This window comes from Streptomyces rubradiris, from assembly GCF_016860525.1.
In the GTDB taxonomy this organism is placed as follows: Bacteria; Actinomycetota; Actinomycetes; order Streptomycetales; family Streptomycetaceae; genus Streptomyces; species Streptomyces rubradiris.
Genome location: NZ_BNEA01000007.1, coordinates 204,731 through 221,093, shown reverse-complemented (window position 1 = coordinate 221,093; position 16,363 = coordinate 204,731). Strand labels below are relative to the sequence as shown.

17 protein-coding genes are annotated in these 16,363 nt (G+C 72.6%); 11 read left to right on the top strand and 6 right to left on the bottom strand.

Annotation, left to right across the window (positions count from 1 at the left end):
* Positions 1-46 precede the first annotated feature (46 nt).
* Positions 47-1,582, top strand: a complete 1,536-nt coding sequence (locus Srubr_RS10320) for a DUF6519 domain-containing protein (protein WP_189999619.1) — start codon at positions 47-49, stop codon at positions 1,580-1,582.
* The gene (locus Srubr_RS10315; protein ID WP_189999620.1) at positions 1,582-2,469 is read left to right on the top strand and encodes a peptidoglycan-binding protein; all 888 of its coding nucleotides are present in this window, start codon (positions 1,582-1,584) and stop codon (positions 2,467-2,469) included. The genes Srubr_RS10320 and Srubr_RS10315 overlap by 1 nt, the downstream gene beginning before the upstream one ends.
* Before the next feature lie 48 nt (positions 2,470-2,517).
* Here the strand turns inward: Srubr_RS10315 and Srubr_RS10310 are convergent, their stop codons facing one another.
* Positions 2,518-2,988: a DUF3291 domain-containing protein gene (locus Srubr_RS10310; RefSeq protein ID WP_189999621.1), complete on the bottom strand. Its 471-nt coding sequence runs from the start codon at positions 2,986-2,988 to the stop codon at positions 2,518-2,520.
* 32 nt (positions 2,989-3,020) lie between these two features.
* The gene (locus Srubr_RS10305) at positions 3,021-3,659 is read right to left on the bottom strand and encodes a helix-turn-helix transcriptional regulator (RefSeq protein ID WP_189999622.1); all 639 of its coding nucleotides are present in this window, start codon (positions 3,657-3,659) and stop codon (positions 3,021-3,023) included.
* A gap of 234 nt (positions 3,660-3,893) precedes the next feature.
* On the opposite strand from Srubr_RS10305, the gene Srubr_RS10300 reads away from it, so the two are divergent.
* From Srubr_RS10300 to Srubr_RS10280, 5 genes are all read left to right on the top strand, one after another.
* Positions 3,894-5,042, top strand: a complete 1,149-nt coding sequence (locus Srubr_RS10300) for an SGNH/GDSL hydrolase family protein (protein ID WP_189999623.1) — start codon at positions 3,894-3,896, stop codon at positions 5,040-5,042.
* A gap of 271 nt (positions 5,043-5,313) precedes the next feature.
* Positions 5,314-5,973, top strand: coding sequence for a DedA family protein (locus tag Srubr_RS10295; protein WP_189999624.1), 660 nt, complete (start codon positions 5,314-5,316; stop codon positions 5,971-5,973).
* 98 nt (positions 5,974-6,071) lie between these two features.
* The gene (locus Srubr_RS10290; protein WP_373313654.1) at positions 6,072-7,292 is read left to right on the top strand and encodes a sensor histidine kinase; all 1,221 of its coding nucleotides are present in this window, start codon (positions 6,072-6,074) and stop codon (positions 7,290-7,292) included.
* Entirely contained in the window at positions 7,283-7,927 is a 645-nt protein-coding gene (locus tag Srubr_RS10285) for a response regulator (protein WP_189999625.1), read from the top strand. Before Srubr_RS10290 ends, Srubr_RS10285 begins: the two co-directional genes overlap by 10 nt.
* 114 nt (positions 7,928-8,041) lie before the next feature.
* On the top strand, positions 8,042-9,229 hold the full coding sequence (locus tag Srubr_RS10280; protein WP_229926999.1) for an SGNH/GDSL hydrolase family protein: 1,188 nt from the start codon (positions 8,042-8,044) through the stop codon (positions 9,227-9,229).
* A gap of 129 nt (positions 9,230-9,358) precedes the next feature.
* Here Srubr_RS10280 and Srubr_RS10275 read toward each other — a convergent pair whose 3' ends face one another.
* Complete coding sequence (locus Srubr_RS10275) at positions 9,359-9,823, bottom strand: DUF2199 domain-containing protein (protein ID WP_229927001.1); 465 nt, start codon at positions 9,821-9,823, stop codon at positions 9,359-9,361.
* Positions 9,824-9,945: 122 nt separating this feature from the next.
* Positions 9,946-10,845, bottom strand: coding sequence for a helix-turn-helix domain-containing protein (locus Srubr_RS10270; protein ID WP_189999627.1), 900 nt, complete (start codon positions 10,843-10,845; stop codon positions 9,946-9,948).
* 97 nt (positions 10,846-10,942) lie between these two features.
* On the opposite strand from Srubr_RS10270, the gene Srubr_RS10265 reads away from it, so the two are divergent.
* From Srubr_RS10265 to Srubr_RS10250, 4 genes are all read left to right on the top strand, one after another.
* Complete coding sequence (locus tag Srubr_RS10265) at positions 10,943-11,533, top strand: non-oxidative hydroxyarylic acid decarboxylases subunit B (RefSeq protein ID WP_189999628.1); 591 nt, start codon at positions 10,943-10,945, stop codon at positions 11,531-11,533.
* Positions 11,534-11,600: 67 nt separating this feature from the next.
* Positions 11,601-13,031 (top strand): non-oxidative hydroxyarylic acid decarboxylases subunit C, encoded by a 1,431-nt coding sequence (locus Srubr_RS10260; protein ID WP_189999629.1) that lies wholly within the window; start codon positions 11,601-11,603, stop codon positions 13,029-13,031.
* Positions 13,032-13,089: 58 nt separating this feature from the next.
* Positions 13,090-13,398, top strand: coding sequence for a non-oxidative hydroxyarylic acid decarboxylases subunit D (locus tag Srubr_RS10255; RefSeq protein ID WP_189999630.1), 309 nt, complete (start codon positions 13,090-13,092; stop codon positions 13,396-13,398).
* A gap of 119 nt (positions 13,399-13,517) precedes the next feature.
* Positions 13,518-14,435 (top strand): TIGR03564 family F420-dependent LLM class oxidoreductase, encoded by a 918-nt coding sequence (locus Srubr_RS10250; protein WP_189999631.1) that lies wholly within the window; start codon positions 13,518-13,520, stop codon positions 14,433-14,435.
* Between the two features lie 179 nt (positions 14,436-14,614).
* Here Srubr_RS10250 and Srubr_RS10245 read toward each other — a convergent pair whose 3' ends face one another.
* Complete coding sequence (locus tag Srubr_RS10245; protein WP_189999632.1) at positions 14,615-15,610, bottom strand: sugar kinase; 996 nt, start codon at positions 15,608-15,610, stop codon at positions 14,615-14,617.
* A complete protein-coding gene (locus tag Srubr_RS10240) occupies positions 15,607-16,362 on the bottom strand; it encodes a bifunctional 4-hydroxy-2-oxoglutarate aldolase/2-dehydro-3-deoxy-phosphogluconate aldolase (protein WP_189999633.1) in 756 nt (251 codons plus the stop codon). The genes Srubr_RS10245 and Srubr_RS10240 overlap by 4 nt, the downstream gene beginning before the upstream one ends.
* Between the last annotated feature and the right edge of the window lies 1 nt (position 16,363).

Sequence of the window (16,363 nt, the reverse complement as noted above, 5' to 3'; positions counted from 1 at the left end):
GCCGTACGACCCACCCGCAGATTTCCGAACCAGGGGGACCCCCTTCATGCACGCCGACCTCTCCCGCGCCACCTTCCGCCCGGAGCGGCACTACTCCGCGGTCCTCGCCCAGCAGGGCCGGGTACAACTGGACGCCGACCTCAACGAACAGACCGCCATCCAGCTCCACCAGGCCCGCACCCTCGCCGCCGACCTCATCGGCCCGCACGGCGGACCCGCCGGCGCCTGCGGCTTCCGCATCGAGTACGTGGGCGGCAAGCACGACATCGACACCCTGCACATCCACGGCGGCCGCTACTACGTGGACGGCATCCTGTGCGACGCGGACCGCCCCGCGCCCGGCGTCCCCGTACCGGACGAGGGCACCGAACAGCGGCAGCCGGCCGGGACGGACGCCCACTGGGACTACTGGAACCAGCCCGACGGCTTCCGGGACCCGGAACGGCCCGGCGACCGGCTGCCCTCGCCCGCCCAGTCGCCCTTCCTCGTCTACCTCCAGGTGTGGGAGCGGGCGGTCTCGGCGGCCGAGGACCCGGCGCTGCGCGAGGTCGCCCTCGGCGCCGCGCTGCCCGACACCGCCGTGCGCACCAAGGTCGTCTGGCAGGTGCTGCCGCTGTCCCTGACCGCGCTGGACCTCGGGGACGCCGAACCGTCCCCGCGAGCCGTCCGCGAGGCCTTCGAGAGGTGGGCCAAGGCTCAGGCGGCGCCCTCCGCCCGGCTCGCCGCCCGCAGCGAACGGCCCGAGCACGCCGACGACGACCCCTGCCTGGTCCGCCCCGACGCCCGCTATCGGGGCCCGGAGAACCAGCTGTACCGGGTGGAGATCCACGCGGGCGGCGAGGCGGCCGACGCCACCTTCAAGTGGTCCCGCGAGAACGGCTCGGCCGTCTTCCCGGTGGACGAACTCGACGGCACCTGGGTGCGGCTGGCCACCCTGGGCCCCGACGCCAAGCTCGGTCTGGAGGTCGGCGACCACGTCGAGGTCACCGACACCGCGTACGCCTCCCGGCTGGAGGCGCTGCCCCTGCTGCGGGTCGAGGAACTGGACCTGCCCGGCCGCCGCGTCCGTCTCTCCGCCGAGCCGGACGCGCGCGTGGGACGCCTGCCGCACCTGCACCCCTTCCTGCGCCGCTGGGACCATCGCGAAGGGCCCCGGCGCAAGGGCCGCACCGGCTCCCTGAAGGGCGGCGCCGTGCCGCTCGCCGAGGGGCGGTGGCTGCCGCTGGAGGACGGCGTCGAGGTCTACTTCGCCGAGAACGGCACCTACCGCACCGGCGACCACTGGCTGATCCCCGCCCGCACCGCCACCGGTGGCGTCGAGTGGGACACGGACGCGGCCCGCCGCCCGCTGCTGAAGGCCCCGGCGGGCATCGACCGGCACCTCGCCCCGCTGGCACTGGTCACCGGCGAGGGCAGCACCGCCGACCTGCGCCGGGCCTTCGGCGCGCTCGCCACGGACATTCCTCCGGCCGACCAGGCGGCCCTGGACGCCGAGGCCCGCGCCGCGCACGAGGAACGGACCGCGGAGGCCGGTCCCTCCCCGACCACGGCGGCGGGGGCCGCCGCGGAAGGAGACGAGTGATGGCACAGCCGATGAGCGCGGCCAAGTTGCTGGCGGTCCTCCGCGCGGAGGGCCTGACGGTGCACGAGGTACGCGACTGGCGCAACCACAACCGCAACAGCAAGGGTCCCTGGGGCCCGGTGAACGGCGTGATGATCCACCACACCGTCACCTCGGGCACCCAGAACTCCGTGAACATCTGCTACGACGGCTACGCGGGCCTGCCCGGGCCCCTCTGCCACGGGGTCATCGACAAGGAAGGCCACGTCCACCTCGTCGGCAACGGCCGCGCCAACCACGCCGGTCTCGGTGACGGCGACGTGCTGCGGGCGGTGGTCGACGAGACCGCGCTTCCGCCGGACAATGAGGCCGACACCGACGGCAACCGGCACTTCTACGGCTTCGAGTGCGTCAACCTGGGCGACGGCAAGGACCCCTGGCCCGAGGTGCAGAAGGAGGCCATCGAGAAGGTGTCCGCCGCGATCTGCCGGCACCACGGGTGGTCGGAGCGCTCCGTCATCGGCCACAAGGAGTGGCAGCCCGGCAAGCAGGACCCGCGGGGCTTCACCATGGACGGCATGCGGCGCCGCATAGCCGACCGGCTCGCGGGCAAGGGCGGCAAGGAGCCGGGCGGCCCCAAGCCCGGACCCAAGCCCGAGTACGCGCCCTTCCCCGGCGCCGGTTTCTTCCACACCGGGCGGAAGTCCCCCCTGATCACCGCCATGGGCCGCCGCCTCGTCGCCGAGGGCTGCGGCCGCTACGAGAAGGGCCCGGGTCCCGAGTGGACCGAGGCCGACCGCAAGTCCTACGCGGCGTGGCAGCACAAGCTCGGCTACCGCGGCAAGGACGCGGACGGCATCCCGGGCCGCACCAGCTGGGACAGACTGAAGGTCCCGTCGGACGACTGACCACCTGCTGAGCGCGGACGCCGACGGACCCGGCGTCCGCGCTCGTGCCTAGAGCCGGGCCGCCTCGCTCGGGGCCGGGTACGGGGCGCGGAAGGTGAACGCCTGCGGGCCGGGGCCGTTCTCGCGCAGCATCGCGATCCGCTCCATCGCCTCGTCGACGGTCGGGCGGTGGCCGGCCGGGATCCACCACAGGGCCTGGTGTGCCTCGGTCATGCGGCGGAACCACTCCCGGCGGCGGCTCAGTACGCGAAGGTGATCGCTGTGGTACGTGAACCTCTGGAGCGCCTCGACCGATTCCCAGACCGAGCAGTTGAACAGCAGCAGGGCGTCGTTGCCGGCGGGACGGATGCCGGTCGCGTCCATGCCGTCGGCGTCCACCATCCGCCAGACGAACCCGGGGCTCTGGTCGGCAAGCGCGTTGATCTCCGGTTGCAGGGCGACGAAGTCGGCCAACTCGGGGCTGTCCAGCGGGGCGACGATGCGGCCGATGTTGACCTGTGCCAGGTGAGAGTCAGTCATGGGCACAGCATGGCCCCGCCGGGCTTCTATCGTCAATGAGTTTTCTTTTTAGAAAGAGCGACACAGCAGCCGCCGGGGCACGGATTCAACGCCGGTGACCACTGCCCGGGCGCCAGGCCCTCGATGAGCGCCAGGTTCATCCCGCAGATCAGGGCGGGGAACTCCGTGGCCAGCGCGTGATAAGGGCAGTTGCGCAGCCGCAGCGTCTCCCCGTCCCAGAAGGGTTCGTAGCCACGGGCCCGTAGCACCGCCTCCACGTCGTCGGCACGCCCGTCCGGTTGTGCCGCGCCCGCCGCCCTCGCCGCGGCCTGCAGCTCCCGGTCCAGCCCGGCGTTCTCCAGCACCTCGGCGAGCAGCCGGCCGACCGCCTCGTACGACCGCGGCGGCACGGAGACGGCATGTTCCCCCTCGGCGCGCCGGTACAGCTTCGCCGGCCGCCCCGCCCCGGGACCGGTGCGCCCGGACAGCCGCCGGAAGGAGACGGTGAGCAGCCCGGCCTCGACCAGCTTGTCCAGGTGGAAGGCGGCCAGCGACCGGGAGATCCCGGCCGCTTCCGCCGCCGCGTCCCGGCCCACTTCCTCGGGAGCGGCGGCGACGTATCGGTAGAGGCGGCGGCGCACGGGGTCGCTCAGCACGGCCAGCATGTCGAAGGTGGCGTCTTCGTCAGTCACACGCCGACTCTATGACCCGGCAAGGCTTGTCACCGATGTCGAGGAAGCCGGAAAGTACGGGCTGCCGGCCGGTCCGGACGCAAGGCTCCCGCGCGGACCGTCGCGTGGTGCGGGTGTGTCTCTCCGGTACCCGTCGCAACCGACCACTCCCCACGCCGCACCGGCACCGCCATCATGGGAGCGCTCTCGTACTCGTCGCACGCGCAGATCTCCCGACGACCGGAAGGACCGCTCATGCGTACCGCTCCCCATCTCTCCCGGCGGGCACTGCTGACGGCCGCCGCCGCGAGCGTCACCGCGGGCGTCACCACCGCGGCGGCCACCCCCTCCCAGGCGTCCGGCGCCCACCGCCACCCGCCGTCCCCCGCCTTCGCCGGGTTCCGGACGGTGGGCCGGGTCAAGGAGGCGGCCGACGGCTGGGTGCGGTACAGCTGGCCCGGCATCGTCTTCGAAGGCCGGTTCCGCGGCAGGGACGTCGGGATCGTGCTCGACGACTCCGCCAACGACTACGACGTCCGGATCGACGGGACGACCGTGAGCACCCTGGTGACTCCCGGGCGCTCCACGTCCTGGGTCACGGGCCTCGCCGACACCGAGCACACCGTGCACCTCGTCAAGCGGACGGAGTGCCCGTGGGCCGTCGGCCGCTTCGGCGGGTTCGTCGCCGCCCGGGGAGGAAAGATCCTCGCCGCCCCCGCGGCGCGCGGCAGGCAGATCGAGTTCATCGGCGACTCCTACACCGCCGGGTACGGCAACGCCTCGGACACGCGTGACTGCTCGGCCAACGGCGGAGTCGACCGGAACAGCGACGCGGGCCTCGCCTTCGGCGCCCTCACCGCCCGGAAGCTCGGCGCCGACTACCAGCAGAACGCCTTCTCCGGCCGCGGCATGGTCCGCAACTACAACGGCGGCGACCCCGGCACCGATTACCGCACCTACTACGACCGGGCCCTGCTGAACGTCGCCGGCGACGTCTGGCACCGGCCACGCGGCTGGCGGCCGCAGGTCGTCGTCATCGGCCTCGGCATCAACGACTTCTCGACCCCGCTCCACCCGGGCGAGCCGTGGGCCACGCAGAGCGAGCTGATCGCCGCCTACACCAGTGCCTACCACGGCTTCCTCGACAAGCTGCGGGCCCGCTACGGCAGCCGTACGTTCCTGGTGGTCAGCGCCACCGCGGTGTCCGGCTCCGCCTTCGCCGACACCGCCCAGGGCATCGTCCGGGACCGCAACGCGCGCGGGGACGACCGGGTGGGCTACTGGTACTACGACGACCCCCGCCTGGACCGGCTCGGGTGCGACTGGCACCCCTCACTCCGGGACCACGAGATCATCTCCGGCCTGCTCGACCGGTACCTCGCCACCGTGCCGCTGGACTGGTGACAGGGGGGGGCCGGGCCGGCCGGGTCGGTACCGTCCGCCGCAGTGCGCGTCGGCCGGGGAGGTCCCGGTGCGGCAGCGCGCACAGCAGCAAGACACGGAACCGCGCGGCCGCGTCGTAGGGCCTGCCCTGCGGAAAACCACAGGGCAGGCCCTATGGAGAACGGCATGTGGTCCGATGGCAACCCCCATACCGCGGCTGAACCGTGATTCCTAGGTTGGGAGCCGTCGGGGAGACAACCCGCCCCCGCGACCGCCACCTTGGAGACCGACCATGCCTCATCTGACCCTGGCCTTGTCCACGCAGCCCGCGGACGGGATCGCGGGATGGGCCGCCGACCTCGTGGACAAGATGGGCGGCCCCGGCGCCGGTCTGGCCATCGCCCTGGAGAACCTCTTCCCGCCGCTGCCGAGTGAGGTGATCCTGCCCCTGACCGGTTTCGCCGCGGGCCAGGGCGTGCTCAGCCTCGGGGCGGCACTGTTCTGGACGACGTTCGGCTCGGTGGCCGGCGCGGTCGCCCTGTACTGGATCGGCATGCTCTTCGGCCGGGAACGGATGTTCGCGCTGTGGGCGAGGCTGCCGCTGGTGAAGACCTCGGACCTGGAGCGCACCGAGGCGTGGTTCGCCAGGCACGGCACCAAGGCGGTCCTCCTCGGCAGAATGGTGCCGATCTTCCGCAGCCTGATCTCGGTGCCCGCCGGCCTGGAACGGATGCGGATGCCCCTCTTCATCATGCTCACCACGCTCGGCAGCCTGATCTGGAACAGCGTCCTGATCCTGGCCGGTTACTGGCTCGGCGACCAGTGGGGCGTGGTGGAGACCTCCATCGGCATCCTGAGCAAGGTCGTTGTGGCCCTGGTGGCCGCCGCCCTCGCCACGTACCTGGCCGTACGGCTCAAGGGCCGCCGCAAGGCCCGGCACCGCCGCGTCTGACGCGCCCCGGCCCGCTCCGAGAGGACTCCGTCGTGTCCCTGCCGACAGACCTGGGCGATCTTGTCCCGGGCCGTCCGGCCGCACTAGGCTCGGGGCCCGTGCACCAGGACCTGAGAGGCGCCGCGTCCCGCGGCCTTGCGGGAGCCCTCGGCACCCCGGGTCCCAGTGCCGGGACGAGCGCCGTCCCGACACCGTCCCGGTGGCGCCGCGGCACGGGCATCCTGCTCGGCTGCCTGACCGCGCTGCCCGCTTCCCTGTACTTCCTCGTCGCCGGTGCCGCCCTCGGCCCCTTCCTGCTGTGGCCGCGCACCCGGGCGGACGCCCTCGGCCTCCTCATGACCGGTGCGCGCACCCTGACGGCGCTCGAACGCGGCCGCCGCACACTGTTCTTCGCGGACCGCTTCCCCGAGCACTACACGGCGTCCGACCAGAAGATCCTGCGCTACCTCGCCGTCCGCTGCTACACCGGACTGCTGTGCGCGGTCGTCATCGCGCTGCTCGGCTTCGGCACCGTACTCGCCGGACTGCTGGCCGACGGCGTCTGGCGGGGCAGCCTCGGCTGGGAGGAACTGCTGACGCAGGCGGGGCTGGGCGGCGTCCTGCTCTTCCTCGATCTCCAGGGACTGCGCTCACTGGCCGCCCTCGACGCCCGCTCCGCCGTCGAGTGCTTCGGCCCCTCCGAGCGGGAACTGCTCCAGCGGCGCATCGACGAACTCGCCGCCAGCCGGGCCGCGGTGGTGCGGGCGGTGGACGCCGAGCGACGGCGGATCGAACGCGATCTGCACGACGGCGTCCAGCAACGCCTGGTCGCGCTCGCCATGCTGCTGGGGCGGGCCCGGCGCAGCCGTGACCCCGAACGCACCGACGCGCTGCTGCTGCAGGCGCACGAGGAGTCCCAGGGCGTGCTCACCGAACTACGCGAAGTGGCCTGGCGGGCCTACCCCTCGGCGCTGGACAGCCTGGGCCTGCGGGAGGCGCTGGGCGGCGTGGCCGAACGGTGCGGCATCCCGCTGCGCATCCGGTACGAGGTCGACACACCCTTGTCCCGGCCGGTGGAGACGGCCGCGTACTTCGTGGTGTCCGAGGCCGTCACCAATGCTGCCAAGCACTCCTGTGCCACCGCCGTCGAGGTGCGGGCCGCGGTCCACGGCGAGCGGCTCGTCCTGCGGATCGAGGACGACGGCAAGGGCGGCGCGGACCCCGCCGGCAGCGGGCTGAGCGGACTGCGCGGCCGGGTCGACGCACTCGACGGTGTCCTGGACGTCGAAAGCCCCCTCGGGGGACCCACCATCGTCACCGCGGAGCTGCCATGCGCGTGATCCTGGCCGAGGACTCCGCCCTGCTGCGGGAGGGGCTGGTACGCCTGCTCGCCGACGAAGGCCACGAGGTCGTCGCGGCTCTGGGCGACGCGGTGACGTTGCCGGAGCAGGTCGACGAACTCCGGCCGGACATCGTCGTCGTCGACATCCGGATGCCCCCCACTCACACGGTCGAGGGACTGCGCGCCGCGGTGGAGATCCGCGAGCGCCGGCCGGAGACCGGCGTGCTGGTGCTGTCACAGCACATCGAACGCACCTACGCGGTCCAGCTGCTGGCGTCCAACGCCGAGCGGGTCGGCTACCTGCTGAAGGACCGAGTGGCCCAAGTGGAGGAGTTCCTGGACGCCCTGGAACGCGTGCACTCGGGCGGAGCCGTGATCGACCCCGAGGTCGTACGGCAGTTGCTCGTCCGCACCACGCACGCCGATCCGCTCGCCCGGCTCACGCCGCGCGAGCGCAGCGTGCTGGAGGCACTGGCACAGGGATACACCAACACGGCCATCGCGGAGAAGCTGCACATCTCCGTCAGCGCGGTGGAGAAGAACCTCAACGCCGTCTTCGACAAACTCGACCTGAGCCACACCACCGGCTACAACCGGCGCATCCTCGCGGTGCTGCGCTATCTCCAGTCATGAAGAGCCCCGGCCCAGTGCCTGTCGGCGTCAACCTGCCGCGTTCACCTGACTCGTCGGAGGGACTTCACGGCCGACGGCACATATCCCGGGCCGCCCGCGGCAATTCAGGACGGCATGCGAAATTCTCGGGTACGAGGCCGACGGCGCCTCGCGGTCGCGACCGCCGCTGTGGCCGCCCTCTGCGGGGCCGGCCTCATGCAGGGCGGTGGCGCGCACGCACAGAGCGAGCCGGCGGAGACACCGTGGGTGGTGTCGTTGGGCGACAGCTTCATCTCCGGCGAGGCGGGCCGCTGGTCGGGCAACAGCAATGACAGCGACAGCGGCTACTCCGGCACCGACCGGGCCTTCGACCCCGCCACCGGCGTGACGGACGAGCACCGGGTGTACGGCGCGTCCTACGACAACGGGTGCAACCGCTCCGACAGCGCCGAGGTCAACTCCGCGCCCGTTCCGGCCGGGGCCCGTCGGCTCAACCTCGCCTGCTCGGGGGCCACCTCGACCGCGATCCTGCTGCCGGGACACGGCGGCAGCCCCTTCAAGTCCGAGCCGTCCCAGGCCCAGCAACTCCAGAAAGCCGTCACCGGTCACCCGGTACGGGCGGTCGTCGTCTCCATCGGCGGCAACGACCTCGGCTTCGAGGACGTCATCGTCTCCTGCGCCAAGGCCTTCCTCAGTCCCTTCGGCGCGACGCCCTGCGCCCCCACCCAGGCACCGGAGGTCAAGGGCCGGCTGCCCACGATGCGCACCGCGGCCGTCAACGCGCTCGCCGACGTCACCACCGCCATGGACCGGGCGGGCCACCCGGCGGGCAGCTACCGCCTGATCCTGCAGTCCTACCCCTCACCACTGCCCGACGGCGCACGGGTGCGCTATCCCGGCGAGAAGTACGACCGCCTGACCGAGGGCGGCTGCCCTTTCTTCGACAAGGACCTCACCTGGGCCCACGACCAACTCGTCCCCGACATCAGCGCCACCCTCGCCTCCGCCGCCCGTGCGTCCGGCGCCGAATTTCTCGACCTGTCGCGCGCCTTCGACGGCCGGGAGGTCTGTTCCACCGCCACCGTCCAGGCCGGACCCGGCCAGCGGCCCTCGGGGCGCACCAGCGAATGGGTCCGCTTCGTGACCACCGGTGCCGGCCAGGGACAGCGCCAGGAGTCCCTGCACCCCAACCACTACGGCCAGCTCGCCCTCGGCGCGTGCCTCGGCCTCCAGCTCGACCGGGCCCCCGGCGACCACCGCTGTGTCAACACCCCCGGAGAAGGCCCGCGCGCGATGCGCCTGAGGCCCGCGTCCACGACATGAACAACGGCATCGGATGTGGTGACCTGCCGGCGTGAGGACGAGGAAGCCCGGCTCGCTACGGCACGGTCTCCAAGCGTGCGGTCGGCCCAGCCGGCGCGTGCCGGCGTCCCGGTGATGCGGACATCGTCATCACCCGGATTCACCGCCGACGTCGTGCGACAGCGCTTCGGCGATCTCGTGCACACGGTCCATGGTGATGCCCGCGCGCTGTTCGACAGCGAGCGGATGGTCCGTGGGTTCGAGCTCCACGAGGGGACGCTCGCCGACCGGGCGGGTGTGGACGCGGGTCTTCAGGTCGAGGGTGCTGGGGGAGTAGAGCGGCAGGTCGGTGGTGAGCCAGCCGAAGTACGGCTTCTCCGCCTCGCGTCCCGGCGTGTCCCACAGGTCGGCCGCGCGGGAGAAGTTCTCACGGCTGAGAGAGACCCAGACGCCCCATGAGAACACCTCGTCGCTGCCTGTGACCGGTATTTCGATCAAGCCCTTGACGAAGTAGTGCTGCGCCTTGACGACGCACTGATCGGCTGAGAGGAGGCAGTCAGGGGCATCGGCGAAACTCGCGTCCCAGACGTAGGGGGCGGCGACGGAATAGTTCATCGGCAGCTCGCCGTGATGCCTGCCGCAACAGGTACAGGTGAATCCAAGATCGTTGGCCATGGGTGGCAGCCTAGGTGGCTTTGCCGTCAGTGACCCGGGACCCGCTTTCAGAAGGCGTGCGGTCATGTACCGCGGGCCGTCGCGCGGAAGGCCGTTGGCGTGGTGCCCGTGCGTTGCCGGAAGAACGTGGTGAAGTCGCTGGCGTCGGTGAAGCCGAGACGCGTGGCGAGGGCGGTGATGGTCAGCGAGCCGTGGGCGAGTTCCCGTTTGGCCTCCAGCACCACGCGTTCGTCGATGTAGCGTTTGGCCGGCATACCGGTGGCGGTTTGCGTGGCCCGGGTGAGGGTGCGGCGGCTGTAGCCCAGTGCCGCCGCGTAGTCCTCCACCCGGCGGGTGACCGCGAAGTCACGCTCCACGGCCGCGTGGAAACGGCGGAACGTCTCGTTCACGGCCGGCCCGCCGGGCTCTGACCCGTACCCCCTGGCCAGGCGCACCAGCAGTACCGCCAGCAGATGCCGCAGCACCTGCACATGGGACTCCAGGGGCAGCTCGGCCATGGCCCGGTACTCGTACCGCAGATGCTCCAGCGCCCGGCGCAGCCCTTCCGCGTGCGGGGCGTCCGGCTGGAGGGGCGCCCGGGCCGTCGCCAGGCCGGCGACCGAGGCGGTGGCCGTCTCGGTGTCGGGGAATCCCGGGGGGAAGGCGATCACCAGCCCCTGGGCCCGGGGGAGGTCCGTGCCCCAGCGCTGCACCTGTCCGGGGCGGATCCACAGCCAGGCACCGCCGGACAGCTCGTAGCAGGTGAAGTCCACCGAGACCGTCAGACGGCTGCCCGGCCGCACGGTGACGATCTGGTGGAAGGCCGGGCGCAGCGACGCGTACGGATCGTTGCCGTGCCGGCGGGCGCGCTCGGCCAGTCCCGCCAGCTCGACCAGCTCCAGTCCCGGCGGGGACCCGGCCGTACGCCGCAAGGCGAGGTCCCGGATGACCGACCGCCGCGCAACCTGTCCGTTTTTCCCCATGGCGAGTCCCGAGTGTACCGCCGCACCCCGTCACCGCGCTCCTAGCGTGAAGACGTAAGGGCAGATCAGCGCGGTGCGCGCGGGAAGGGAGGCCGGTATGAGACTGGTCGTGGGGATGACCGGAGCCACCGGAGCGGTGTTCGGTGTCCGGTTCCTCCAGGTGCTGGCCCAGATGCCGGACGTGGAGACCCATCTGGTCCTCAGCCGGTGGGCGCGCACGACGATCGAGCTGGAGACGGGCCTGTCCGTGAACGAGGTCGGTGACCTGGCCGACGTCGTGCACCAGCCGCAGGACCAGGGCGCCGCCATTTCCTCCGGGTCGTTCCGTACCGACGGCATGGTGATCGTTCCGTGCTCGATGAAGACCCTGGCCGCGATCCGCGCCGGCTACGCCGACACCCTGGTCGCTCGCGCCGCCGACGTGATCCTCAAGGAGCGCCGCAAGCTCGTCCTCGTCCCCCGCGAGACACCGCTGAGCGAGATCCATCTGGAGAACATGCTCGCGCTCAGCCGGATGGGAGCGCAGCTGGTGCCGCCCATGCCCGCCTTCTACAACCACCCGCGGTCGGTGGACGACATCGTCGATCACGTCGTGACCCGCGTCCTCGACCAGTTCGACCTGCCCGCCCCCGCCGCCAAGAGGTGGGAGGGCATGCGCGCCGCCCGCCAGTCGCGGCCTGCTTCCTGACGCCCGCCCGGCCGCGGTCCGCTTCCCGACGTCCCACCCTCCCCCCTTCGAATCCCACGGAGCACCCATGGCATACGACGACCTGCGCGGTTTCCTCAGCACGCTGGAGAAGGAAGGCCAGCTGCTGCGCATCACCGAGGAAGTCCTCCCCGAACCCGACCTGGCCGCGGCGGCCAACGCCGCCGGCCGCATCGGCGAAGGCGCGCCCGCCCTGTGGTTCGACAACGTCAAGGGCTTCACCGACGCCCGTATCGCCCTGAACGTCCACGGCTCCTGGGCCAACCACGCCCTCGCCCTCGGTCTGCCCAAGCACACCCCGGTCAAGGAGCAGGTGGCGGAGTTCGCCCGGCGCTGGGACGCCTTCCCCGTCGCTCCCGAGCGGCGCGAGGACGCCCCGTGGCGGGAGAACACCCAGGAAGGCGACGACGTCGACCTGTTCTCGGTACTTCCCCTGTTCCGCCTCAACGACGGCGACGGCGGCTTCTACCTCGACAAGGCGGCCGTCGTCTCCCGCGACCCCGAGGACCCCGGCCACTTCGGCAAGCAGAACGTCGGGACCTACCGTCTCCAGGTCATCGGCAGGAACCGGCTCGCGATACAGCCCGTCCCCGTGCACGACATCGCCCTCCACCTGCGCACGGCGGAGGAGAAGGGCGAGGACCTCCCCATCGCCATCACCCTCGGCAACGACCCGGTGATGGCCATCGTGGCCGGGATGCCCATGGGATACGACCAGAGCGAGTACGAGATGGCCGGCGCCCTGCGCGGCGCGCCCGCCCCGATCGCCACCGCCCCCCTCACCGGCTTCGACGTGCCCTGGGGGTCCGAGGTCGTCATCGAAGGCGTCATCGAGAGCCGCAAGCGGCAGATCGAGGGCCCGTTCGGCGAGTTCACCGGGCACTACTCCGGTGGCCGCCGGATGCCCGTCGTCCGCATCGACCGCATCTCCCACCGCACGAACCCCGTCTTCGAGTCCCTCTACCTGGGCATGCCGTGGACCGAGTGCGACTACCTCGTGGGCCCCAACACCTGTGTCCCGCTGCTGAAGCAGCTGCGCGCCGAGTTCCCCGAGGTCCAGGCCGTCAACGCCATGTACACGCACGGGCTGCTGGCCGTGATCTCCACCAGGAAGCGGTACGGCGGATTCGCCAAGGCCGTGGCCATGCGCGCCATGACGACCCCGCACGGCCTCGGCTACATCACCACGGTCATCGTCGTCGACGAGGACGTGGACCCCTTCGACCTGCCGCAGGTCATGTGGGCGATGTCGTCGAAGGTCAACCCGGCCGACGACGTCGTGGTCCTGCCCAACCTCTCCGTGGTGGAACTCGCACCCGCCGCCCAGCCGGCGGGCCTGACCAGCAAGATGATCATCGACGCCACCACGCCCGTGCACCCCGACGCGCGCGGCAACTTCTCCACGCCCACCAAGGACCTCCCCGAGGCCAAGGACTGGGCGGCGAGGCTCCAGCGCCTGCTGTCCGAAGCCCGCGGCTGACACCCGTCCGAGCACCCACCCGGCTTGAAGCAAGGCTCGTACCAAGGAAGGCATCCCCATGACCGACTGCTGCCCCCGCTGCGCCCACGAGAGCGTCGGGACCCTGTACTCCTCGCCCGTCCCCGGTGTCTGGGACGTCGTACAGTGCGCGCGTTGCCTGTACACCTGGCGGACCAGCGAGCCGGACCGGCGCACCCGGCGCGCCGCCTATCCGCAGGCGTTCCGGCTGACCGTGGAGGACCTGGCGAACGCGGCCGAGGTGCCGGCCGTCCCGCCCCTGCGCACCGACGGCCTCCAGGAGCGGACCGGACAGGCGACCGGACAGACCTCCGGCCCGGCGGCGGCCGAGGCGGACCGGCCGCGGTAGACCGTGCGCGGGCCGTGACCGCGACGACCGGAGTGCCGGAGTCCGGCAGGGCAGCCGACTGTCATGAGTTTGTCACACGCGGCCGGAATGCCGGTCCCAGGTGGGCCGGTTGCCCGTACATGACCATCGGAGTAGCGCTCTCTCATCTGCACTCGATCGAGACCACCGTGCGGCTCGCCCGGGAAGCCTCCGAAGCCGGGCTGACGTCCGCCTGGTTCGGGCAGACCTTCTCCTACGATTCCCCGACGCTGGCCGCGGTCGTCGGCCGTGAGGTGCCCGGCCTCCGGGTCGGCACGTCGGCGATCCCGGTCTTCGGCCGCCATCCGCTGATCGTCGCGAGCCAGGCGCAGACCGCCCAGGCCGCCACCGGGGGCCGCTACCGCCTCGGGCTCGCGCTCGGCACCAAGCACCTCACCGAGACCGGTTTCGGCATCCCGTACGAGCGTCCCATCGCCCGGCTCCGCGAGTTCCTGACCGCTCTGCGACCGCTGCTGGAGACGGGCAGCGCCGACTTCCACGGCGAACTGCTGACCGCCACCACCCCGCTGCCGGCCACCGTGCCGGGCGCCGAACCGCCGGTACCCGTCCTGGTGGCCGCCATGGGACCGCAGGCCCTGCGTGTCTCCGGCGCCCTCGCGGACGGCATCCTGCCGCTGCTGGCCGGGCCGCGCGCGCTGGCCGAGCACATCGTCCCCGCCGTCACCGCGGCGGCCGAGGCGGCGGGCCGGCCGGCGCCGCGGATCGTGGCCTTCGTGCCCGGCGTGGTCACCTCCGATGCCGAAAAGGTGCGGCAGACGGCGGCCGAGACGCTCTCCTTCTACGAGAGGTTCCCTTCCTACCAGCGGGTCATCGAACTGTCCGGCGGCACCCGGGCCGCCGACATCGCCGCCATCGGCGACGAGGAGACCGTCGCCGCCGAAGTACGCCGCTACCGCGAGGCCGGAGCGACGGAGGTGGTGTTCATGGCGACCGAACTGGGCGGGGAGGCCGACCAGCGCCGGACGTTCGCGCTGCTGGGCGAACTGGCCGGCGGCTGAGCCCGGGCCACCGTCCGGGGCCTGCCCGGCGCCCTGTTGCCGCACGAGGAACCGTACGGGCCGCCGGGGCCGGTGACCGGCCCGGCCCCGGCGTGCCCGTGTGCCGGGGGACGGACGCGCCAACACCCGTCGCAGGAGGTGCCGTCACCTCCTCGACCGGTGTCCTTCCTCGACCGGTGTCACCGGGTCACAGTCCCCGGGGGCGCCTCGTCGAGGGCGAGTTCGGTGAGTGTGGGCAGTCCTTCCCAGTCGCCGTCGGTGGCCACCGACCAGGCGGCGACACGGGTGGCCAGGGCCAGACAGCCGGTGGTGTCCCGGCCGTTCAGGCGGGCGGCGAGATAGCCGGCGACGAAGGAGTCGCCCGCGCCGACCGGGTCGATCTCCGGCACGGGGTGCGCGGCGGTCCGCGTGGTGCCCTCGGCCGACACCGCGACCGCGCCGTCGGCGGCCAGGGTGACCACGACGGTGTGGGGGCCCGCGTCGCGCAGCGCACGCGCGAGTTCCGCGGCCGGCGGCGGGGGATCGCCGGGGCCGTGGCCCAGCAGCATCGCGGCCTCCTCCAGGGAGGCGAAGAGTATGCCGACGCGCGGCAGCAGGGCGCCGACGGCGGCTGCCGCCTTCCCGGTGGTCCACAGGCGGGAGCGGTGGTTGACGTCGAGGCAGACCGTGGTGCCGCTTGCGGCGGCGCGGTCGACGGCCGCGTGCACGGTGGCGGCGGCGCCGGCGGACAGGGCGAGGGTGATGCCGGTGACGTGCAGGATGCCGGCGGTCTCGACGAGGCCGTCGGGCAGGTCGGCGGGGCGCAGGCGGGAACCGGCCGAGGCATCGCGGTAGTAGTGCACGCGGCGCAGCACGGCGGTGCGCCGCTCCTTGATCAGCAGGCCGGTGGGGGCGCCCGGATCGATGACGGCGTGCACGTCGACGTCCTCGGCGCGCAGCCGGCCGGTGACCAGGGTGCCGAATTCGTCCGCGCCGACCCGCCCCACCCATGCGGCGCGGTGGCCGAGCCTGCGGACACCGACGGCGACGGTGGACTCGGAACCGGCCGTGGTCAGGGCGAGGGAGCGGGCGTGGCGCAGCGGGCCGATCCGGTCGGGCACCAGGGCGGCCATGGTCTCGCCGAGGGTGACCAGACGGGCCGGCCCGGTGGGCGGGGTTCCGGCCGGGGCGCTCATACGGCCGCGTCCTCGGTCGTGGCGCGGGTCGCGAGGCGGACGAACCGCTCGGCCCGGCCGCGCAGTTCGGTGAGCGGGCCGCCGTCGAGAGCGTCGCCGAGCAGCGGGGAGCCGACGCCGCAGGCGAGTGCCCCGGCCGCCAGGTACCGGGGCAGTGCGTCGAGGCCGATGCCGCCGGTGGGGACCAGGGGTATGTCCGGCAGGGGCGCGGTGAGGGCTCGTACCGCCCGGGGACCGAGCGCCTCGGCGGGGAAGAGTTTCACCGCGCTCGCCCCGCGCCGCCAGGCGGCGAACGCCTCGGTCGGCGTGAGGCAGCCGGGCAGCGAGCCCAGCCCGGCCGCTCGGGAGGCGTCGACGACGGCGGGCTCGTACACCGGGCCGACGGTGAAACGGGCACCGGCGGCGGCAGCCCGGGCCACGTCACCGGGGTCGGTGACCGTGCCCACTCCCAGCAGGGTGCCGGGCGGGAGTTCGCCGGCCCGGTACCCGGTCAGCTCGCGCAGTGCCTCCAGCGCGCCGGGCGTGGGCAGGGTGATCTCCACACAGCGCACTCCTGCCTCCAGCAGGGTCAGCACGACGGGCACCAGGGGTGCCGGACGGCGGGCGCGCAGGATCGCGATCAGGCCCTGGCGGGCCAGGGAGTGGAGCAGGGCCGCGTCGGCGGGGCTCGGCTCGGGACGGTTCTTCCCGCGGGGCGCGTCCACGGCGGGCGGGTCCCAGCCGGGGGCGGGGGAGGGGGCCGGATCGGTCATG